Raw genomic sequence first — 24,047 nt, 5'->3', positions numbered from 1 at the left:
ACCTTTGAGTTAAATCGGCCTAAAGCAAATAATTGATTTTTGTTCGCTCTATCATTTGTTAAATTTTCAGATACTATATTGATATGTTTTCTTGCTACCTTCTCCAGTAAGAACCAATAACGTACATATAAACGTTTTTTATTGTCCTTGAAATCAAATCAAATGGCAATATGATTTTCAGTACTTATTCTATAAATATTAGAATTAACATTAAATTAACATTAATCCAAACAGGAATGGATATTTTTTTATTGCTTCTCTAAATTAAATAGACTAACTTAAGTCCTATCGATAGGTCATAAACTTAGCATCAATACTACTCATTTTAAAATATCAACTAGTGCTAAACATCCAATAATTTTCCTAAAAGGATCATTTATATATTTAGAAAATATCCTTCAATTAAAAAGAATCATTTATTCCTACCCAAATATTCCCTATCAGAAATAATTTTTTACCAGTGAAATGTAAAAAAAAAATATCCTACTTGTCTCAAATGTTTTTGAGACAAATACACCATTTACTTTTTTTATAAACTCGGTATCATAACGTACATTCAGAATTATTAAATTCATTGTTTATGAATCTGGTCAAATCATTTATTTCTGTTAGTACTTTCACATTTCTTTCCAGAATCCTTGGCTTTGTAAGAGATATGTTACTTACTCAGTATTTTGGTGCAACCAAAACTACTGACGCATTCTGGCTGGCTTTTAGAATCCCTAATCTGTTAAGGCGTATTTTTGCTGAGGGTGCTTTTTCTCAGGCATTTGTACCTATACTAAGTGACTATAAAAAAAATAAATCTCATGAAGAAACAGTTGAGTTTACAAAAAAGGTATGTGGATTACTGTCTTTTATTCTATTTATTGTTACTATCATAGGAATTATTGTTGCACCCTTTCTTATTACAATAGCTGGTAGTGGGTTTTTAAAAGATACGGAACAATTTTATCTGGCCAGTGATCTTTTAAAAATCATGTTTCCTTACATCTTTTTTATTTCACTTACTTCATTTTTTAGTGCTATTTTAAATACTCATAATAAATTTTCTATTCCTGCCATCACCCCTATATTTCTTAATATATCCCTGATAATATTTGCAACCTGGATCTCACCTTTCTTTACCGAGCCAATTTTTGCTCTTGCTTGGGGAGTGTTTGTAGCTGGCATTATACAGTTACTATTTCAACTTCCTTTTATTGCACAATTAGGTTTTTTAAAACTTACCAAATTAGCTTGGAATGATCCTGTGATTAATCGTGTTATCAAATCAATGGGGGTCATTATTATTGGTGTCTCTGCCGGACAAATTTCTTTTGTCATTAATAGTAACTATGCATCTTATATGATAGAAGGTAGTATCACTTGGCAATATGTTTCTGACCGATTAATGGAGTTACCTTCTGGTTTATTAGGTGTTGCTCTTGGTACTATTTTATTGCCGACATTAGCAAAATTCTCAGCACAAAATAAACAAAAAGAGTTTTCTGATTTATTAGATTGGGGATTAAGATTATCTGTGCTTTTAGCTCTGCCCGCAGCTGTAGGACTTGCTATTTTAGCTATGCCCTTAATTATGACGTTATTTCAACATGGTCAATTTACTATTCATGATGCCAACATGACATACCCTGCCGTTATGTCATACAGTATCGCCATACCCGGTTTTATTTTTGTTAAAATTTTAGCACCTGGGTTTACTTCCAGACAAGATTACACAACGCCTGTGAAAACAGGATTTTTCATCTTATTGTTAACTCAACTTTTAAATTTATTTCTTGTACTCTATTTAAAACTTGGTATTGTAGGTCTTAATCTGTCAATTAGCTTAGCCACTTGTGCTAATAGCTTTATTTTATACTACCTACTACGCAAAAAGAATTATTATACTCCTCAAAAGGGATGGTCACTATTTAGTTTCAAAGTTGTTATTGCCGTAGTAGTCATGGGATCTGTACTTTATTTTTTACTCAATCAAAACTACTATCCTATAAGATGGGACATCAGTGCTAACGTTCGAGTAATACAACTAAGTATATTGATGACTATAGGAATCATAGTATATTTTAGTACACTCTTTCTCTTAGGTTTTAAAAAGAATGACTTCATAAAAAAGGTATAGGTATGACATTTAATGAATGGCGCCAAAGCAGCCAATTAGATTTCACAGAGGCCAATATTATTATTAAACAAGCCACAGGTTACTCTTCAGCACACTTAATCATAAAATTACATGAAACTATTCCTAATTTTTATTTGGATAGGCTTAATGAATTAAAAAATCGAAGACTACAAGGTGAGCCTATAGCCTATATTTTAGGTACACAAGAATTTTACAGTAGATCATTTGTTACAACACCTGATGTACTAATTCCAAGACCTGAAACTGAACATTTAATTGACTATATACTACAAAATTTTGATGCTTCTAAACAATTGAATGTTTGGGATATGGGGACAGGTTCTGGTATTATAGCCATTACTCTAAAATTAGAACGACCCAACTGGGAAATCTTTGCCTCAGACATTAGCGAAGTTGCTATTAAAATTGCACAAGAAAATAGTCATCTATTGGGTGCTGAGGTAATTTTCGGATTAGGTTCTTGGTTTAATCTAGACCCTAATTTTACAGAAAATACATTTGACATTATCGTTTCTAATCCTCCTTATATTAAGAAGGATGACTATCACTTAACCCAAGGTGATCTACGATTTGAACCTCAAGTAGCATTAACTGATTTTAATGATGGTTTGAGTGCTTTTAGAATATTAGCAAAAGAAGCTATTCATTTTCTAAATCCCCACGGCTATCTTTGTTTAGAACATGGCTATGACCAAGCAAAAGCAGTTCAAAATATTCTTGAAAATCATCTTTTCCAGGATATAAAAACATACAAAGACTATGCTAATAACGATCGCATTACCATTGCTAGAAGAAATAAATATTTAGAGACAAAACAGATTGGAAGCACATTGCAATAATGTGCTTCTATTGTGAGTAAATTCAATCTTTATAGAGAATAATACATATCAAACTCTAATGGATGAGTGGCTATGCTTATTTTCCTGGCTTCTTGAAGTTTTAATTCCAAATAACTTTCCACCCAGTCTTTAGAAAAGACTCCACCTTTAAGTAAAAATTCATGGTCATTGCTTAAAGAATCAAGTGCTTCTTCCAAACTTTGGGCAACTGTTGGTACTAAAGTTGCTTCTTCAGGTGGCAAATCATATAAATTTTTATCTACAGCATCACCTGGATGAATCTTATTTTTTATACCATCAATTCCAGCCATCAATAGAGCAGAAAATGCCAAGTAAGAATTGGCCATAGGATCTGGGAAACGAACTTCAATTCTTCTTCCTTTATTGGAAGCTACATGTGGAATTCTAATCGAAGCAGAACGATTCTTAGCAGAATAGGCTAATTTAGTAGGTGCTTCAAAATGAGGTACTAAACGTTTATAAGAATTGGTACTAGGATTGGTAATGGCGTTTAAAGCCTTACCATGCTTAATAATACCACCTATATAGTAGAGAGCTATTTCAGATAATCCACCATAACCATTCCCCACAAACATATTTGTACCATCTTTCCAAATAGATTGATGAATATGCATTCCCGAACCGTTATCACCAAAAATTGGTTTAGGCATAAAAGTAGCAGTTTTACCAAAATTATGCGCTACATTACGAATGATATACTTTTGAATTTGAGTCCAATCTGCACGAGTAACCAAAGTACTAAATTTAGTTCCAATTTCCATTTGAGAACCAGTGGCCACTTCTGGGTGATGCACCTCTACTGGGATGCCAATCGCTTCTAATAATAGACTACATGCCGAACGAAAGTCTTGTCCAGAGTCTACCGGAGGTAAAGGTGCATACCCTCCCTTTACTGTTGGGCGGTGACCAGTATTCATTCCATCCAAGCTTAAACCATTAGCCCAAACACCTGATTCAGAATGAATTTGATAACGCGAGCCAAAAATGTTAGTTTCATACTCTACGCCATCAAAAATAAAAAATTCTAGCTCTGGACCAAAATAGGCAGCATCTCCAATTCCTGTTGATTTAAGATAATTCTCTGCTCTACGTGCAATCGATCTAGGATCCCTATCATAACCTTGACCATTAGCAGGGTCTATGATATTACAATGGACAGCCACAGTGGGCTCATCAAAAAATGGATCCATAAATACAGTGTCAAGATCAGGAATCAATAACATATCAGATGCTTGTATTCCTTTCCACCCTTCAATTGAAGAGCCATCGAACGCTTGTCCTGCCTCTAGCCAATCCTCAGGATCTTTTTTTATCACATGTGAAGGAATTGTTGCATGGTGCTGCTTCCCTTTTGTATCTGTATATCTCAGATCCACAAATGTAGCATTATTCTCATCAATTAGTCCCAATAATTTTTCAATCGACATGTTTTGTTCCTCAATAAAAAATAAAATATATACCTTAAGAGTAATTACTCACTTAGCTCCTTCGGTATTCTGCCACACATACCTTAACAAGGGAATATAAATATTTAATATTTTTTTTTAAATTATTTTTTTCACTTATTTAAGTTTAGTTACTGTGTGTGTTGATGTTTCTTTAAAAATACTTTCTTGCAGATAAAAACATTTGTATCCAAGGACTATATTCGTATCCCCATGACTCAGGATGCCAACTTAATTGTGTGCTTCTAACTACCCTTTCTGGATGTGGCATCATAATAGTAACCCGGCCATCCTGATTGGTAATCCCTGCAATTCCATTAGGTGAACCGTTAGGATTCATTGGATAATGATCACTAATACTACCATCACTATTAACATAACGTAATACGATAGATAAGTCATTAGGAACTAAATTATCGGCTCCTATATGAGAAAAACTTGCTCTGCCTTCTCCATGACTAACAACTATTGGTAAACTAGAATTGGACATTTCACTTAAGAAAATTGAATTTGACTTTTCAATATTAACCATTACCAAACGTGCCTCATACTGTTCTGACAAGTTTTTTTTGAAACGTGGCCATAATTCAGCCCCAGGAATGATGGCACTTAATTCGCTCAACATCTGACAACCATTACAAACGCCTAAAGTTAAAGTATCTGAACGATGAAAAAAATTTTCAAATTGATTTTTTAACTCATCATGATACAAAATGGTATTTGCCCAACCTCTCCCTCCACCTAATACATCACCATAACTAAACCCACCACAAGCTGCTAAAACCTGAAAATCACCTAGATTTACCCTTTTACCTAATAAATCACTCATATGTATATCATAAGTATCGAAACCTGCTCTCTCAAAAGCAAATGCCATTTCTACATGACCATTCACACCTTGCTCTCTTAAAATGGCTACTTTAGGGTTTTTATGTTTTTTAATAATAGGCAAATCACGTAGATGATCAGTATTAAAGTTAATTTCTGAATATAATCTACCGTTGTTATTTTGAATAGTTTCAAATTCTTGTTTGGCACATATAGGATTATCTCTTAAACATTGCAATTGATAAGACGTATTAGACCATATTTTCTGAAGATCTTGTCTTTTTTCTTTAAGCAACTCTCCACCATCTAGCTCGATAAAAATTCTATCTTCATCACTGATGGTTCCTAATTCAACAATAAAATTACCCAGACCAACTTGTTGAAATTCTTCTAATAACGCCTCTGCATCTTGATTTTTTAATTGTAAGACTATTCCTAACTCTTCATTAAAGAGGGCACGTATAATTGCTTCATCAACGGAATAATTAACATTTTGCATTACTTTATCAATAACATTATCTAAGATTAAGTCTATACCGATTCGAGAAGTGAACATCATCTCTATCAAGGTAACTATTAGCCCCCCATCAGAACGATCATGCAATGCAAGAATTTTTTTCTCTTTTAATAAATTCTGAATTATTTTAAAAATAGACTTCATTTCTAAAATATATTCAAAATCAGGCACCTTTGAAGTAAATTCTTTATACACTTGAGCCAATGCAGACATTCCAATTCTAGATTGGAATTGACTTAAATCAATTAAAATCAATGAAGATTCAGGGATATTTTTTAATTCTGGTGTAACACTCAAACGCACATCTTCCGTAACAGCAAATGCAGAGATTATAAGTGATACGGGAGAAACAACAGATTTTTGCTGTCCATTTTCTTCCCAAATGGTTTGCATTGATAAAGAATCTTTACCAACAGGAATAGAAATATTAAGTTTACGACATATTTCAGAAGTTGCTTCTACTGTTCTGTATAATTTTGCATCTTCACCAGGCTCACCACATGATGCCATCCAATTGGCTGATAATTTTATACTAGATAAAGAATCCCCTATATAAGCAGATATAAGATTAGTAATTGATTCCCCTATAGCCATCCGTGCGGAAGACGGTCCATCAACCAAAGCTAACAAACTTTTTTCTCCCATACTCATTACTTCACCAACATGTGTTTCAAATCCCATATTAGTAACAGCACAATTAGCTACTGGAACTTGATATGGTCCGACCATCTGATCTCTATGAGTCAGTCCACCAACTGTCCTATCTCCAATAGTAATTAAAAAGTTTTTACTAGCAACTGAGGGAAGATTTAATACTTTGTACAAAGCATCTCGAAGTGATAATAATTTTAAATCGAACCATTCTTCTGTTTTAACAGTGATATCTTGATCTATTCTAGTCATTTTAGGTGGTTTTCCTAATAAGATATCCAATGATAAATCAACAGGATGATTATTAAATAATTTATCAGTTACTTTTAATAATTTATTTTCTGTAGCAATACCAATAACCGAAAAAGGACAACGTTCTCTTTGACAAATATTTTCAAAAACAGATATATTCTCCTCCAAAATGGCTAAAACATAACGTTCTTGTGATTCATTACACCAGATTTCTTTGGGTGACATACCCTTTTCTTCAATAGGAATATTCCTTAATTCAAGATTAGCACCTCGGTTTGCGTCATTAACTAACTCAGGAAAGGCATTAGATAAACCTCCCGCACCAACATCATGAATAGCTAATATTGGATTCGCTTCCCCTAGTTGCCAACATCTATCAATAACTTCTTGGCATCTACGTTCAATTTCTGGATTACCTCTTTGTACAGAATCAAAATCTAAATCAGCTTCATTTGTACCATTGACCATACTAGATGCCGCACCACCTCCTAAACCAATTAGAAATCCTGGACCTCCTAACTGAATCAACAGTGCATTTTCAGGAATATTTTGTTTAAATGTCTGTTTATCTTGAATATTACCTAATCCTCCAGAAACCATAATAGGTTTATGATAGCCTCTAACTTTTCCTTGGAATAAAGCTTCAAATGTCCTAAAATAACCCAGTAGATTGGGACGACCAAATTCATTGTTAAATGAAGCTGCGCCTATAGGTGCCTCAAGCATGATTTGCAAAGCACTACTAATCCTGTTTGGTTTTCCGTAGAATGTATTAGCATTTATATATTCCCAACTTTGTATATGGTTGGGAATTGCAAGATTTGAAACGGAAAACCCACATAGTCCAGCTTTAGGCTTTGCGCCTCTTCCTGTTGCACCTTCATCCCTAATCTCCCCACCTGAACCAGTAGAAGCTCCAGCAAATGGAGAAATTGCTGTGGGATGATTATGTGTTTCTACTTTCATCAATACATGTGTCTTTTCAGAATACATAGTATATAACTTCTCTTCTGGATGGGCATAAAAACGATTAATATTCCTTCCTTCAATAACTGATGAATTATCTTTGTAAGCAACAATGGTGCCCTGTGGACTTGCTTCATGTGTTGCTTTAATCATTGAAAATAAAGTATTTGGCATTTTTTTATTATTTAAAATAAAATCTGCATTAAAAATTTTATGCCTACAATGCTCAGAATTTGCTTGAGCAAACATCATCAGTTCAACGTCTGTAGGATTTCTTTGAATATGCTGATAACTTGAAAATAAATAGTTTATTTCCTCTTCTGATAAAGCTAAGCCCAATTTTCTATTTGCATTTATTAATGCATTAATTCCTTCTGATAGTATATTAATCTCGAGGTATGGTTGGGGACTTTGTTGTGAGAATAAATCAGATAACTCATTTATGTTAGTAAAATAATCCTCTGTCATACGGTCAGATATGATTGGTAAGTAATGTTTTAACATATCATTTTCTAAGTTTGAAAAATGATAATAAATTCCTCTTTCCACTCTAATAACCTTACTTATGCCGATGTTGCGCATAATATCGGTCACCTTAGAAGACCAAGGAGAAACGGTACCCATTCTCGGAAAAATGGTAAAGCTACCGGGTTGTGATAACAAATGGATGCTTGATGAAGCATACTTTGCTTGCAGAATGAGTTCTAATTTTTCAATTTCTAATGATGTAAGCTCATGTTTAACCTTTACTAAATACCAGTATCTGGTTTCTATATCAGATGGTAAAGACAACTCATTTAATTTTGCTTCTGCTAATATTTTTCTTATGCGAAAATCGTGCAGAGCTACTTCTCCTTGCATGACTAAAACTGTCATAAAATTATTTTCCTAGATTGATGTTGATAAATAAAATATTGTAGATTATAGAATCTAATAATCTTACACTCAATGCTTTTGAGTAACTAAAGTTACTCTCAAAGAATAATTAATTTTTGAATAATTTACCTGTATAATGATTCAGTTTTAATTTACATGAGAAAAATGTTTTTACATAATGGAAAAATTTGATCAAACATTATCTGAAGATAATTTAAACTTCATGCCCCCACACAATACCGAAGCAGAACAAGCTGTTATAGGTTCTATCCTACTTAATAATGAATTATGGCATGAACACAACATTTACAGTGTTATATCCAGTAGTGATTTTTATAATATACAACACCAAATTATATTTCAAACTATTGCAAGTATTATTAACAATGATCGAAAAGCCGATCTCATTACCTTAACTGAAGAACTCACTAAATTAGATCATTTAGAAAAAATAGGTGGTAAAACTTACTTAGTCGAAATTATATCTAATGCACCTTCATCTTTTAATGTGAAAGATTATGCTGAAATTATCAGAAATAAATCTATTATGCGTCAGTTATATGAAATAGGACAAAAAATTAGTGCATTGGCATATACTCCAACATCTAAAACGTCTAAAGATCTTTTAGATGAAGCCGAACAATTGGTTTTCAATATAGCAGAACAAAATCAACGCACAAAATCAGGATTAATACCTATCCGAGAAGTATTAGTAGCTGTTCAAAAACAGCTTGAATCATTGTATGGATCTCCTAATCAAGGAATTACTGGAGTAGAGACTGGATTTTATGACTTAGATAAAAAAACATCTGGCTTACAAGCGGGTGATTTAATCGTTATAGCAGGTCGCCCTTCTATGGGTAAAACTTCTTTTGCAATGAATATTGCCGAACATGTCGCTACCGAATTAAAAAAAACAGTTGCAATTTTTTCTATGGAAATGCCAGCTCATCAATTAGCTACTAGAATGATTAGTTCACTGGCTGGTATAGAACTGTCTAAACTTAAAACAGGTCAGCTTCAAGAACAAGATTGGGATAAATTTACTACAGGCTTTCCTCTTCTGAATTCATCTTCTCTTTTTATTGATGAATCAGGCGGGCTTTCCGCACTAGAAATTAAAGCCAAAATTCGTCGTCTCAAGAGAGCTCATCCCGATTTAAGCCTTGTGGTTATTGACTATATACAATTGATGAGTAGTAGTTCAGGCAAAAGTGATAATCGCACCATTGAACTGGGAGAAATTTCAAGATCTCTAAAAACACTAGCTAAAGAAATCAGTGTACCAATTATTGTATTATCCCAACTTTCTCGTGGTGTGGAGTCTCGTGCTGATAAAAGACCAATGATGTCTGATCTACGAGATTCTGGTGCAATAGAACAAGATGCAGATTTAATTATTTTTATGTATCGGGATTCTTATTATAATCGTGATGATGAGAACCCTACACTATCAAATATTAACTCGAAGACAGAAGCCATTATTGGAAAACATAGAAATGGTCCAGTAGGAACTATTTATTTAATATTCCAAACTGAATTTACTAAATTCGTTAATTCCAGTAAGCTAGATTATGATTATATCGAGTAAGTCACTTATCCTTATTTTTGTACCATTAATCTTAAAATGATGATTTTTTTAAGGGATTAAACTAATATTTGAATAATTAATGAGATTGTATATCATGCATAGAAACAGTGGATTTACTCTAATAGAATTGATGGTTGTATTAATTATTATTGGTATATTTGTTGCTATGTCTATACCACCATTCTTAAGCGCTGTCCGTAAACAGGAGGTTCGTTCTATTTCACAAAATATTGCCGATCTGATCAACTATACACGCAATGAAGCTTCTCGTCGAAATCAAGTTGCATTCGTCTATCCTGCTTATTTTAGAAAAAATGCAAAATTAAATGGGCAGGCACAATCTTGGGATAATGCGAATGGGATGGTCGCTTTTATCGATCACTTAGGTAACCCAAATAACAGAATTAGTCAATATGATAAAACTGAAGAAATTAGGAGTGTACAAATAGCAAGACCAGGTAGCCAATCACGACCTCAAACAATTAGTTTAAGTGCTAATACATTTACTTCTGTTGACCAACCTACTTCTGATATATCAGAAATCGGGTTAGTTATCTATCCAAGTGGACAAATGAAAGTATCTAACAATTATACGAACATCTCTACTGGCAATTCAGGCTATCAAGCTAGAATTATCGTCAGTAATCGCTATGATTCCAGTATTTGTCATGTGCTGTGGGTGGATAACTTAGCTCGAGCAAGAAGTTGTCCTAATAACATCGCGTCAAACAACACACCTAAAAGTATAAAAGATATTTGTACTTGTTGGCGACCTAAAGAATAACTATTTTATGGTGTCATTATGAAATCACATCAACTAAACCATCAGTATCGTAAACAATCTGGGATTATGCTCATTGAGGTAGTAGTTTCAATATTTATATTAGGTCTCGGTATCTTAGCTTTGTTAGGCATGCAAATGCGCTCATTAGGAAGCATCAAACAGGCTCAAAATATTGCTCAAGTATCTCAAGCCGTTGATAATTTAGCTCAAGGTCTAACAGTTAACCCTTATCTAAGATTAAAACTTATCCCTTACAAAGGTTATATTACTGAAAAAAATTATGACCACTACAAAAATTTTAATAACTGTAATAATCGTGGTAGCAGTCCTTTTATAAATTTAGATTCTTCACTCAATCACCAACAACTTGCTAATCAACAATTAAATCAATTTTGCCAGGAAATTAAACAAATTGAAGGTATATCTCCAAATGATATACAACTAAAAGTGTGTACTAATTCCAGTATACAAGGCAACTTACCTTGGAACTTTTCTTGTAATCGCGGTGGTACAGAAACGGTTATTAAAGTTGTGTGGAAATATCGCACTAAGACAGAAAGCCAAAATAACTTAGATAATTCAGGAGTAATAGATAAAGATAATAAAATAATTTTATCTTACGAGGTTCCTTTAACTGAATAATAAATGTATAACTATTTTATGAATATAACTATTATGAATCCATCCTCACATTTTTATTTTGCCAATCAGAAAGGATTCACTTTGCTTGAATTCGTGGTTGCAAGTGCATTAGCACTTTTGATCATGCTCTCGGTTGGCTCTCTTTATGTCTATACAAATCGTCTTAACCATATAGCACAAACTAATTTAAAAATCCAAGAAGATTTACGTTATGCTTCCCAATTAATATCAAGAGATGCCTCACTTGCTGGGAATTTTGGCTGTTTATCCTTAGGTTCACTTTATCAAAAAGACAGTCAAAATACAGATAATAAATTTAATCGTGAGTTTCATATTTTTTTTAATGGAGTAGACAATAGTAGTCCCATCGTATTTGATCGACCTGGTAGTTCCGCTATATCTAATAACCAAAACTTTGGGGTTAACGTTGTTCCTGGAAAGAATCTTAATATTAATAATTTTATACCTCAGGGTGATGCACTTATCTTTTATTATGGACTTGGTTCTTCAGGTATCAAAAATATTAATTTTGGAAATAATGGTAATAAAATAGACAAGATTTCTTTTACTGATGGTGACATCTATCAATCTTTACAATCAGTTGCTAATCAAGGAGGCTATTTAGCCTTATCTAGTTGTCAGGCACTTAATATTTTTAAATCCAGTAGTGGTAATCAAAATTTAAATTTTAGTAGTTCTGATTTTGGTGATGTAAGAATTAGTTACCAAGATGAACCCAATAAACAAAAAGTATCTGAAATTAGGTTATTACGTTACATCGTTCATGCTTATGTTGTAGGGACTGCTAATGGCCAAACAGGATTATATAAAATAGAACTGAATGAAGATGGTATTTTTGGTCCTCCTATTTTGATTTCTGACTATGTTGCTAGTATCAACACATCATTTGTTTACCCAACCGCCCTTGATAAAAATAATCACCCCATCGGCTGTCCTAGTGCTTTTAATGACGATATCTTTAGCTCATCTACAGAAAATATTGATCAAAAATTTAATAATTATCTATTCTATGAAAAAAATAATACAACTTTTGTTAATACTACTAAACCTATTAATCCTAAAAGATTTCAAGGGGTGGATTTAAATCAACCATTGACAGATGAATATTTTTTTCCTCCTGCTGGAATTAATGTAGTTCTTACCATTAATAATCCAAATCTGGAAAAACCGACTGGCCTAAGTCAAAATAATAATCAAATTTCTAATGAAAATGTACGTATTAATATGATTCAAGGGCAGAACACAACATCTAACACTTTTAGAATATTTTCCTCTATTAGAGGGGGTAATCAATGCGCCAACAGAAATTTATTAGACTAAATAATCAACAGAATGGTTATATACTCATTGTGGTACTTTCTATACTGGTACTCATTTCTTTGATGGTAGTAGCCACTTATGTAACAACAGAGTTAAGCTTAAAAAGCAGTTCCTATGATTCGGATCGAAAATATGCTTTATCAATTGCAGAACAAGCTTCTAAGATTGCTGCAAAAGAAGTAGCACAACAATTTGCTAATCCACAAAATGATATTTTTCCTCCAATTACTGATTATGATCAGTCTGAATATCCAGTTATCTTTAGCCAATTACTAGAGGGTGGAGTTGCTTTAAAAACAGTTGATGGTAAAACTTGGCCTCAATACTTTACTAATGATTGTTATGGAAGGGGTAAATATCCAGGATATTGCACACCTACAGCAATTATTGATGGAAAACAGTATGGTAATGGTATCCCTGTTGCTTCACGTGCCAATGTTTTTAACGAATTCTCTGGTCAACAATGTCAAAATGCAGTAACCATTAATCAAAATGAACTCCCTAATATATCTGCCAGAAATCCTTGTTATGTAGTAGAGTTTTTAGGTATTAATCCAGATCGAGTATTACGTTATCGAATTACAGTGATTGCATGGGGTCAAAATCTAAAAACCACAGTCAAATTAGAATCGACTTATGAGATGAGCTATGATTGAAACAAAACTGTATAATAAAATCAATATCCGACATCAACCCGGTTTTACGATTATCGAAATTATGGTTACTTTGGTTATTCTTAGTATTCTTGCCACCTTTAGCATAGGCTACTTTTCACAGTATCGTGAAAAGTCTCAGTTAGCGATAGCACAAACAATGCTAAATATATATGCTCAAGAACTAGTTGCCTTTGAATTAAAAGGGCATCGTTTTCCTGAAAACAATAATGAGTACAATGTGTTTTTAAAACAACTTAAATTTGATCCCAATAATGATCCTCAATATAATACTTATTTTCTGATTCAACCAAATTTTAATACAAATTATTTATTGGCCGTACCTCAAAGAAAACACAATTATAAGTCTTATGTCCAAATGTCTTTGGATGATTTTTCTATGGATATTTGTCGTGAGGCACCTACCTTATACCAAGCAAAAGGTGGTATATGTCGTCGAACCATCAGTCCTACTCATTTGAGCCAATAGAAAGGGAGGCGAGCCCAACCCTCGGCACTTATTCATATGAAGTGAGCTGCTTGCTTCCGCACCTGACCCGTTGTTCCAAAGACTAATGCGAAGAGACCCGCCATTGATAAATTAGACTCGAACTATATCATGAGTTATCTTTTTTCACAATAAAAATTATTTTCCTAATAAGATTTATTAACTATCTATACTCATTATTTTTTGATCTAATTTCCAGGATAAGATTCTATTTTCGGATACCAATTAAAGTTCAAAGATAGGCACACTGATGATTATCTAGAAAAGTTAGAGAGTCCCAAAAAAATATATATACTTTATTCCAAAATTTGAACTAGTTCTTTCATCCTACATATATCGACCCAATAATATATTCCTTTGAGTCAATCATTAAAGTATGCTTATTTTCATTACTCACTATGTATTTTTTTGATATCAATGTTATACTGGGGGTTTCATTAATTGAAAAATTAAACTAATTAATGTCTTCATTAATCAAATATGATATTAGCAAATTCATAAAATGGTATTAAGGTGGTTGCTAAAAATTTTTGTGAGAAATGATATTAAAAATTTTTCCAAATTTTTTATTGATTAAAATAATGATGTTTTCTAATAAAATCAAAGATTCTCTTTCACCTACTCAAAAAATAGGTAAACGAAAATTATTTCGTTCACCCCAGTTGCCATATCTACAAGAGGCTAATATTACCTTACGATGGTTACGTTGGTTAGCTTACTTTATGGCATTTTCAGGAGGTACTATTAATACGGTAGGTTTTTTCTCCTTCAATAAATATACCTCTCATATGTCAGGTGAATTGGCTAGTATGTCTAATGATGTCTTTTTAGGTAAGTGGTATTTGGTATTAACCTCTTTTCTATGCGTATTAGCTTTTGTATTAGGCTCTGCTCATTCTAGTTGGATCATTATTTGGACTAAAAAACATCGCTATCGCAGCTCTTATGCACTCTCTATGTGGATTGAGGCAACTTATTTAATTATTTTTGGTTTAATTGGTTATAAACTCTATATTTCTACCACCCTTATTTATATTCTGATTATTTTAATGTGTTTTATTATGGGTATGCATAATGCTGTATTAACCATACTGTCCAAGGGAGTAATTAGAACTACCCACATGACAGGTCATATTACCGATGTAGGAATTGAACTTTCAAAAATAATTTATAACTTAGGCTTGAAAAAAGAAAATAAAGATAGAACCCCAATAAACATACCTAAAATAAAGTTGTTAATGGGTATTATTATCTCTTTTGTGATAGGAGGATATGTTGGAACCTGGGGATTTTTTGAACTAGGTTATAAGATTGTATTACCTATTGCCTTATTCTTACTGATTTTAGGATCAGCCTCTATTCAATATGATGTAAAAATACGTTATCGTTTACGTCGCTACAAACCATATTTAAAAAATAAAAATAATTCAAACAAATACAAAATCTAATCAAACAAAATCCAGTCAAAATTATTTCTTGGGGATACCAGATCCGGTAAAAAAAGCAAAGCCCTTGACCGCATAAGCATAAGTCAAGGGCTTTATTGTAATTAGTTTGGCAGTGACCTACTTTCACATGGGTAATCCATACTATCATCGGCGCTGAGTCGTTTCACGGTCCTGTTCGAGATGGGAAGGGGTGGAGCCAACTCGCTATGACCACCAAACAATCTTGTTTTATATTCTCTATTTTTTATTCTTTATTACTACTTATCTTCTTATCTTTAATCAAGAAGCCTCTATCTTAATCACTATATCTCCGTTACATTAACCTTCATCATCTGAAGTCCTTCAAATGATAGAATCAAGCCTCACGAGCAATTAGTATCGGTTAGCTTCATGCGTTACCGCACTTACACACCCGACCTATCAACGTCATAGTCTCTAACGTCTCTTTAGGGAGATTATATCTCCAGGGAAGTCTCATCTTCAGGCGAGCTTCACGCTTAGATGCTTTCAGCGTTTATCTCTTCCAAACTTAGCTACCCGGCTATGCCACTGGCGTGACAACCGGTACACCAGAGGTTTGTTCACTCCGGTCCTCTCGTACTAGGAGCAACCCCCGTCAAACTTCCAACGCCCACTGCAGATAGGGACCAAACTGTCTCACGACGTTCTAAACCCAGCTCACGTACCACTTTAAATGGCGAACAGCCATACCCTTGGGACCAACTACAGCCCCAGGATGTGATGAGCCGACATCGAGGTGCCAAACTCCGCCGTCGATATGAACTCTTGGGCGGAATCAGCCTGTTATCCCCGGAGTACCTTTTATCCGTTGAGCGATGGCCCTTCCATTCAGAACCACCGGATCACTATGTCCTGCTTTCGCACCTGCTCGACTTGTCAGTCTCGCAGTTAAGCTACCTTATGCCATTATACTATCAGTCCGATTTCCGACCGGACCTAGGTAACCTTCGAACTCCTCCGTTACGCTTTAGGAGGAGACCGCCCCAGTCAAACTGCCTACCATGCACGGTCCTTAATCTCGATTCAGAGACCTAAGTTAGAACCTCAAAGTTATAAGGGTGGTATTTCACCAATGGCTCCATAACAACTAGCGTCATTATTTCTTAGCCTCCCACCTATCCTACACATACAACTTCAAAGTCCAATGCAAAGCTACAGTAAAGGTTCACGGGGTCTTTCCGTCTAGCAGCGGGTAGATTGCATCTTCACAACCACTTCAACTTCGCTGAGTCTCAGGAGGAGACAGTGTGGCCATCGTTACGCCATTCGTGCAGGTCGGAACTTACCCGACAAGGAATTTCGCTACCTTAGGACCGTTATAGTTACGGCCGCCGTTTACTGGGACTTCAATCAAGAGCTCTCACCCCATCATTTAATCTTCCAGCACCGGGCAGGCGTCACACCCTATACGTCCACTTTCGTGTTTGCAGAGTGCTGTGTTTTTAGTAAACAGTCGCAGCCACCGATTCTCTGCGGCCCCCTTCTGCTCCGAGCGCAGGCTCTTCACATACCAAGGGCACACCTTCTCCCGAAGTTACGGTGTCATTTTGCCGAGTTCCTTCTCCTGAGTTCTCTCAAGCGCCTTAGAATTTTCTTCCTGCCCACCTGTGTCGGTTTGCGGTACGGTTCATTTATAGCTATGCTTAGTGGCTTTTCCTGGAAGCAGGGTATCAGTTACTTCGGACCCGTAAGTCCTCGTCATCACACCTCAGTATTGAACACCCGGATTTGCCTAAGTGTCCTACCTACATGCTTAAACAACCTATTCCAACAGGTTGATAACCTAACCTTCTCCGTCCCCACATCGCACTATAAATAAGTACGGGAATATTAACCCGTTTCCCATCGATTACGCATTTCTGCCTCACCTTAGGGGCCGACTCACCCTACGCCGATTAACGTTGCGTAGGAAACCTTGGGCTTTCGGCGAACGAGCTTTTCACTCGTTTTATCGCTACTCATGTCAACATTCGCACTTCTGATACCTCCAGCACATTTCTCAATGCACCTTCTTCGGCCTACAGAACGCTCCCCTACCATACATACTTACGTATATATCCGCAGCTTCGGTTATCAGTTTGAGCCCCGTTACATCTTCCGCGCAAGACGACTCGACTAGTGAGCTATTACGCTTTCTTTAAATGATGGCTGCTTCTAAGCCAACATCCTAGCTGTCTATGCCTTCTCACTTCGTTTTCCACTTAACTGATCATTCGGGACCTTAGCTGGCGGTCTGGGTTGTTTCCCTCTCGACACCGGACGTTAGCACCCGATGTCTGTCTCCTAAGAATTTACTTCACGGTATTCTGAGTTTGCCATGGGTTGGTAAGTCGCAATGACCCCCTAGCCATAACAGTGCTTTACCCCCGTGAGTATGCTCTTAAGGCACTACCTAAATAGTTTTCGGGGAGAACCAGCTATCTCCGAGTTTGTTTGGCCTTTCACCCCTATCCACACCTCATCCTCTAATTTTGCAACATTAGTAGGTTCGGACCTCCAGTCAGTGTTACCTAACCTTCATCCTGGACATGGATAGATCACTCGGTTTCGGGTCTACACCCAGCAACTATCGCCCTATTAAGACTCGGTTTCCCTACGCCTCCCCTATCCGGTTAAGCTCGCTACTGAATGTAAGTCGTTGACCCATTATACAAAAGGTACGCAGTCACTACATTAAATGTAGCTCCCACTGTTTGTATGCATCAGGTTTCAGGTTCTTTTCACTCCCCTCCCGGGGTTCTTTTCACCTTTCCCTCACGGTACTAGTTCACTATCGGTCGATGATGAGTATTTAGCCTTGGAGGATGGTCCCCCCATCTTCAAGCAGGATTCCTCGTGTCCCGCCCTACTTCTCGTATACTTAGTACCATTAGCAATCTTTCAAATACGGGGCTTTCACCCTCTATGGCCAACTTTCCCAAGTTGTTCTCCTAAATCACTAATTATCATATACAGGCTCCTCCGCTTTCGCTCGCCACTACTTACGGAATCTCGGTTGATTTCTTTTCCTCTAGGTACTTAGATGGTTCAGTTCCCTAGGTTCGCTTCTTTAACCTATGTATTCAGTTAAAAATGCCTAGTTAATACTAGGCGGGTTTCCCCATTCGGATATCTCCGGATCAATGCTTATTGCCAACTCCCCGAAGCTTTTCGCAGACTATCACGTCCTTCTTCGCCTATCATCGCCAAGGCATCCACCTGATGCACTTAAATCACTTGACTCTATCATTTCAAGAACCTCTGACTTCATATTACCACCGTTGACTAGCAATAATACTTAAGCTCCCTACTCTAATAAAGATTAATGCTCAATTTATAAGGCCTCTTGTCCCCCTTATAAATCTCTTCTTTTAGATACAATCATTACCCAATTATTCGTCGTATCGTCATATCTCATCAATATTCAATATCACTTTACAACTCTATTCATTGTGTTTGATTTCGGCTTCTCAATTGTTAAAGATCGAATGATTGAAACTAAATACCTCAACCATTGAAGACTTGAGATTATATACATCTCGAGAAAAAATAGCAATACCCATTCTCATTATTTTTAGATGGTGCTATTTAACAGTATAAGTTCTAAGTACAAATTTATGATTTTGCTTTGCCGTTTATTTTTTAATTATAGGAGCATAAATTTTTACATAGATTATATTCTTGCAATTCTTTTTCAAAAACTTATAGCGATTTTACTCATTTTTTCTTATAGAGTAATTCCAATAAAAAAAACTAGGTTATTAGCAATAGCCTACATCGACAATTCCAAAATAGCCCCTACCGCCCAATCACAAGATACAGTTTTGAAACAATTTAAAGTTTCCTAACAATTGAAAAACATGGGGGACGATGACCAAAGAAATATTGAATTACACACACCTAATTATGCATAATAATTTTGAAATAAATACAACCATCTCACAAAACAAATTCACCGTACTTGAAGCTCCTAATAATTACTTTCAGGCAAGATTCAGATCTACCAAAAATGGAATGATAGCCAGGGAATAATACTTAATCGTGATGGTTCAATTACCTCAATTTCCCTGAAAATCATTTTTCAAACTAGTAAAATTTTAATAAAATGGTTGAAATAATTGACAGCACAATTTTGCTAATTAAAGACACTCAAATAAATATTATAAATTTACAAAAATAAAATAATTTTTTAAAAATTTGATATTAACAATACACAATAAAAAATTAAGTTATGTAATATTATAAATATCAATTTACTTTTTAGAGAAATTTACTATTTTCATATAATTTTCAATCAGATATATTCAAAAATACTTACAAAGGGTAATGTATCACAGCCAAGAAAATATACTAAAGAAAAAAAAATTGACACACATTGACATACCTTGAAAAATAAAATTCCCCCCGTTTATTTTATTGAATATAAAAGAAGTTATTATACTGTAATATTATTATGGTATAATTAAATTTTTTGACTATTTTATTTAATCTTAATTAATCCTAATTACAAGCAGGGGAAACAAAATGAAAAAAATAATAACACTGTCCATTTTAGCACTAATATATGGGGAAGTGAATGCGTCAGGATTTATTTTAGACGTTCAATCAGCAGATTCGATGAGTACAGCAACAGCAAACAAAGCAGAAGCAGCAGAACCAAGTACCATATATTATAACCCAGCTGGGTTAGCTCATCTAGACGGATTGCAAATATCTAGCTCTCTGTTCATCATAGATATGCATATTAAGTACTATAATGCACAAGCAAAGTATTTTTCTACCCACGTATCAGTATCCGGTAAACAAGGTGGAAAAATATCAGGAACAACACCAGTTCCTCAATTTTTTTTATCTTACCAGATCAATGATACAGCTACCTTTGGGTTAGGTATATACGCCCCTTTTGGAGCTGAAACTAAATATTCTGACGATTCTGTTTTACGTTACAATATAACCCAAGCAAAATTACAGTCCATCGCTTTCAACCCAACTTTTGCATTCCGTATTACCCCTAATCACTCAATAGGGCTTGGATTAATTGCAGAATATACAAAGGCAAAATTGAAACAATTTGCTGACTTTAGCCCTGCAATGAATAAAGGTATTCCGATTCTTGGGAACTACTTCAACCTGGTTCAAAATGGTGCTGGTGATGGTTACGCAAAAATAAAAGGCGATGATTGGAGCCTGGGCTACAGTCTAGGCTGGTTATGGGATATCAATGATAGTCTTAGAATTGGTCTCTCCTACCGCTCTAAAATAGCACATACATTAAAGGGAAAGGCTGAGTGGCATCTTGATGGTAGTGCATTTAGCTGTCCCATTCTAGGTGAAAAATTTTATAATGGTATTCGTAATGCTGGCTATGTCGTAGAAGAGGAGGGGAAAGTGGGTATCACACTTCCTGAAATTATTTCTATCCATGGCGCTTGGAAAGTCACCCCACAAATAAATCTATTTGGTGATGCTTCTTATGGTCGACATTCTAGATTTACAAATCTGACTATTCAATGGAAAGAGTCTAAAACTATAGCAGATGCAGTCAATGTAGGAAAAAAAACAACCGGGAATCAGACCAACTTCAACCCAAATTTTAGATCTGGCTGGAAATTTTCTTTGGGGGGAACTTATCAAATTACTGAACCATTACAGCTGCGTTATGGTATATCATACGATAAAAGCACAGTCACAAATCCTGAATACAGAATTTCAGCTATGCCTGATAATGATCGTTATGGATTAGGCCTTGGTACAAAATATAAAATCAATGATAAAACATATTTATCAATATCTTACACATATTTCAAGGTCAAAAATGCCTCAGCTCATGTGAATGGTTGGTGCGGTGGAAATACTGAATCTGGCTCAAGTGCTAAAAGTTGTGTATCCAGCAGATCCTCTGGTAATGCAGATTTCAAATCCTATGCCAATATACTTGGTGTACAATTAACAAAAAAGTTTTAATGATTACAGAAAAAATACTCCTAGTTAAACTAGGAGTATTTTTTTATCAATAAACCATAAAAGAAAAGACTTCTTCTAGTGATTTTTTAAAAACCTAAATTGTAACCTTATAAGTAATACCGAAACTACGACTTCTACCATAAGTTCCCAAGTTAACTCCTGATGAAACAGCATTACTAAAATATTTTTTATTGGTCAAATTTTTAGCCCATACAACAATATCATGTTTCTTCTTTTTGAATACAACAGAAGAATCTAGTGTATGCATTGGCTTGAGGGCTAATTTATTACCAAAATCTATATACATTTTTCCCCGTCTACTAACGGTTGTAGTCCAAATAACATCCGTCGATTGAATCTTTCCATTAATAATTAAATCTAAATGTGAATTAGATTTTGGTATCCAAGGGATTGTTTTATTCCTAAAAGTTGTTAAATCCGAATAAGCATCATAAAATCCTGCTTTCACAAACCCAAAAGAATCTTGCATTTGATAATCTTTAATTCTAGGATCGACTTTACTATGAGTTAATCCTATAGTGACGTTAGGATGTAGTATAAAATAACTAGCGATCTCATAACCTTTAGATTCAAAGTTGGGAATGTTTTCTAAAGAATATTTCAAGAAATTAAAAAACTGATAATTACGATATTTATTTTTATAAATAGCACCTACTAAAAATAACCTATCATCAAACAATTGAGATTTAAATCCAATTTCCCTTGAAATCCCTCTTTCAGGACGTATTAAATTATTAGTAATAAAACTTTGATAACCACCTGACACATAACCTTTAGATGCCGTTGTATATAAACTAATTTTAGGTGTAAAATGCAAGGTCAAAGTTCCAGACCAAAGATTAGCAGCACTTGAATATACACTAGGTAAAGTACCTCCTTTAATGACATTGGTTAGGAAAGGATCTATCCATTTATCATAAACAGTATTAACCAAATCATTATCACTAAATGAATAAAATTCTGGTGTAACTTTATCAACTTGACGTCTAAAACCTAAAATAAAATCAATATATTGGCTAGGTATTATTTTCCATTGTGTATAGACAGCTTTACCTTTTACCGTATCTCCCATTCTCATACCCCTAGCAGTAATACCAAAAGGATTACCTGCCGCTAGCCTTCGGTTATAATCAATCGTTTTAGAAATACCAAAAATCCATTTAAATAGATCATATTCACCTGTAAGTCTTAAGTCTTGATAAGATGAATATGCTTTATAATCATGAGTGACATGTAATAACCCAATTTTTTTAATAAAATCAACATCGGTATTATCTATATCAATATTACCTGTCTCATTATATTTTGAATTTGAATAAATATATTTTAAAGACATATTGTCATTAAAATAATGTTCTAATGAGGTTGAAAAAGACCGAGTTCTACGTTGAGTATCTCCACCATAATCATTTCTTTGTTCCCAAAAATTTAATTTAGATCCCTCTAACATCGGAGTTTGTGCCGTATCAAAGCTTGAAAAATAATAGGTTAATGGTTGTAAATTTCTACCAAAATGAGTCATAACAGGTTTTTTAGCATTTATTTTTTGATTATTAAAATAAAAATCCAGGAAAGTTTTTGTACTAGGTTTTAAAAACAATCTAATGTCATAGTTATTAGCAGTAAAACCACCTCTTTTTTGTCCAGTTGTTAAATTCTTAACAAACCCCCCATCATGTAGTCGATCAATACCAAGACTTAAACTTACATAATCATTAATTTTAACACTTTGATTCCATGAAATATTTCTAATGTTATCATTACCAAAACCCAAAGCAATCACCCCTTTAGTTTGACTAGGTCTTTTAGTATAGACGCTAATCGCACCAGAACGTGACTGGCTACCATACAGAATATGTTGAGGACCTTTCATTACTTCAACAGCACTGATATCATCAGTTAAAAGTAAATTTTTTGACTCAGTCGATGGTAACGGAATTCCGTTTAGGAAAACTGAATGAGATTTACCTTTTACATCATACATACTGCCAGTACCACGAATAATCATATAATCAACCATCGCAAAACTCATGGACTGAAATCCAGGTGTATTTTTAATTAGTTCATTTAAATTTTTACTCTGAGTACGTAAAATATCATCTTGCGTATATACATCCACACTTCCTGAAATGGTATTTAATTTTTCTTTAAATCCATAACCTAATACCTCAATAGTCGGTAATTTAAATACTGAGGCAGCTTTATCTAAATCATTTTTAATAACTTCTTGTACTGAATTATTTTTTTGATCATCAGCACCATCATTCTCATCTGAATGAGAAGCAAAAATAATAGAATTCAAACTAGATATGAATAATGTACTTAATATCATAACGATTCTATTCAATTGCATAACATAATCTCCTTTTTTAATTTAAAAAAATAATAATGATAATTATTATTGTTTTAAATGTTGGTTAATAATACTCTTTAAAAATTTCAAAAACTAATATTTAACAAAATTCGAAGTAAAATAAACGTATATATGTCGTGTTTATAAAACAGAATTAAACTATTGAATCAGATACACTGAAATAAAAATAGCAACTCATTC

At 34.3% G+C, this 24,047-nt stretch carries 13 protein-coding genes, 2 rRNA genes and 1 other RNA gene; 10 read left to right on the top strand and 6 right to left on the bottom strand.

Annotated elements, in window-relative coordinates; genetic code table 11:
• Window positions 1-580 precede the first annotated feature (580 nt).
• Both murJ and prmC read left to right on the top strand, forming a co-directional pair.
• Window positions 581-2,125 (top strand): murein biosynthesis integral membrane protein MurJ, encoded by a 1,545-nt coding sequence (murJ, locus tag GKC53_00640; protein ID QRN40680.1) that lies wholly within the window; start codon window positions 581-583, stop codon window positions 2,123-2,125.
• Window positions 2,126-2,127: 2 nt separating this feature from the next.
• Window positions 2,128-2,985 carry a peptide chain release factor N(5)-glutamine methyltransferase gene (prmC, locus tag GKC53_00635; protein ID QRN40679.1) on the top strand — a complete coding sequence of 286 codons (858 nt, stop codon included), beginning with the start codon at window positions 2,128-2,130 and terminating at the stop codon, window positions 2,983-2,985.
• Between the two features lie 29 nt (window positions 2,986-3,014).
• Here the strand turns inward: prmC and glnA are convergent, their stop codons facing one another.
• Complete coding sequence (glnA, locus tag GKC53_00630) at window positions 3,015-4,433, bottom strand: type I glutamate--ammonia ligase (GenBank protein QRN40678.1); 1,419 nt, start codon at window positions 4,431-4,433, stop codon at window positions 3,015-3,017.
• Between the two features lie 172 nt (window positions 4,434-4,605).
• The gene (gene purL / locus GKC53_00625; GenBank protein ID QRN41803.1) at window positions 4,606-8,526 is read right to left on the bottom strand and encodes a phosphoribosylformylglycinamidine synthase; all 3,921 of its coding nucleotides are present in this window, start codon (window positions 8,524-8,526) and stop codon (window positions 4,606-4,608) included.
• Window positions 8,527-8,719: 193 nt separating this feature from the next.
• Between purL and dnaB the strand changes: the two genes are divergently transcribed.
• The 6 genes from dnaB (at window position 8,720) to GKC53_00595 (ending at window position 14,042) form a co-directional block, all read left to right on the top strand.
• Window positions 8,720-10,132 carry a replicative DNA helicase gene (dnaB, locus tag GKC53_00620; GenBank protein ID QRN40677.1) on the top strand — a complete coding sequence of 471 codons (1,413 nt, stop codon included), beginning with the start codon at window positions 8,720-8,722 and terminating at the stop codon, window positions 10,130-10,132.
• Between the two features lie 79 nt (window positions 10,133-10,211).
• A complete protein-coding gene (locus GKC53_00615; GenBank protein QRN40676.1) occupies window positions 10,212-10,916 on the top strand; it encodes a prepilin-type N-terminal cleavage/methylation domain-containing protein in 705 nt (234 codons plus the stop codon).
• An 18-nt stretch (window positions 10,917-10,934) separates the two neighbouring features.
• Window positions 10,935-11,558 (top strand): type IV pilus modification protein PilV, encoded by a 624-nt coding sequence (gene pilV / locus GKC53_00610; GenBank protein QRN40675.1) that lies wholly within the window; start codon window positions 10,935-10,937, stop codon window positions 11,556-11,558.
• A 3-nt stretch (window positions 11,559-11,561) separates the two neighbouring features.
• Window positions 11,562-12,899 (top strand): prepilin-type N-terminal cleavage/methylation domain-containing protein, encoded by a 1,338-nt coding sequence (locus GKC53_00605; protein ID QRN40674.1) that lies wholly within the window; start codon window positions 11,562-11,564, stop codon window positions 12,897-12,899.
• Window positions 12,872-13,555 (top strand): hypothetical protein, encoded by a 684-nt coding sequence (locus tag GKC53_00600; protein QRN40673.1) that lies wholly within the window; start codon window positions 12,872-12,874, stop codon window positions 13,553-13,555. The genes GKC53_00605 and GKC53_00600 overlap by 28 nt, the downstream gene beginning before the upstream one ends.
• Window positions 13,548-14,042, top strand: coding sequence for a prepilin-type N-terminal cleavage/methylation domain-containing protein (locus GKC53_00595; GenBank protein QRN40672.1), 495 nt, complete (start codon window positions 13,548-13,550; stop codon window positions 14,040-14,042). The genes GKC53_00600 and GKC53_00595 overlap by 8 nt, the downstream gene beginning before the upstream one ends.
• Window positions 14,043-14,046: 4 nt before the next feature.
• Here the strand turns inward: GKC53_00595 and ffs are convergent.
• Window positions 14,047-14,144: signal recognition particle sRNA small type (gene ffs / locus GKC53_00590), an RNA gene on the bottom strand.
• Window positions 14,145-14,599: 455 nt separating this feature from the next.
• Between ffs and GKC53_00585 the strand changes: the two genes are divergently transcribed.
• Window positions 14,600-15,508 (top strand): DUF1275 domain-containing protein, encoded by a 909-nt coding sequence (locus GKC53_00585; protein QRN40671.1) that lies wholly within the window; start codon window positions 14,600-14,602, stop codon window positions 15,506-15,508.
• A gap of 104 nt (window positions 15,509-15,612) precedes the next feature.
• On the opposite strand, the gene rrf is transcribed toward GKC53_00585, so the two are convergent.
• Together rrf and GKC53_00575 are read right to left on the bottom strand one after the other, a co-directional pair.
• Window positions 15,613-15,726, bottom strand: a 5S ribosomal RNA gene (gene rrf / locus GKC53_00580).
• 131 nt (window positions 15,727-15,857) lie between these two features.
• A 23S ribosomal RNA gene (locus tag GKC53_00575) occupies window positions 15,858-18,755 on the bottom strand.
• A gap of 1,277 nt (window positions 18,756-20,032) precedes the next feature.
• On the opposite strand from GKC53_00575, the gene GKC53_00570 reads away from it, so the two are divergent.
• A complete protein-coding gene (locus GKC53_00570; protein QRN40670.1) occupies window positions 20,033-21,472 on the top strand; it encodes a hypothetical protein in 1,440 nt (479 codons plus the stop codon).
• A 94-nt stretch (window positions 21,473-21,566) separates the two neighbouring features.
• Here the strand turns inward: GKC53_00570 and GKC53_00565 are convergent, their stop codons facing one another.
• Entirely contained in the window at window positions 21,567-23,846 is a 2,280-nt protein-coding gene (locus GKC53_00565) for a TonB-dependent receptor plug domain-containing protein (GenBank protein QRN40669.1), read from the bottom strand.
• Window positions 23,847-24,047 lie beyond the last annotated feature (201 nt).

The organism is Neisseriaceae bacterium (assembly GCA_016864895.1).
Taxonomy (GTDB): Bacteria; Pseudomonadota; Gammaproteobacteria; order Burkholderiales; family Neisseriaceae; genus QFNR01.
Note: the sequence above shows the minus strand (reverse complement) of the source record. Positions and strands in the feature narration are given on the sequence as shown.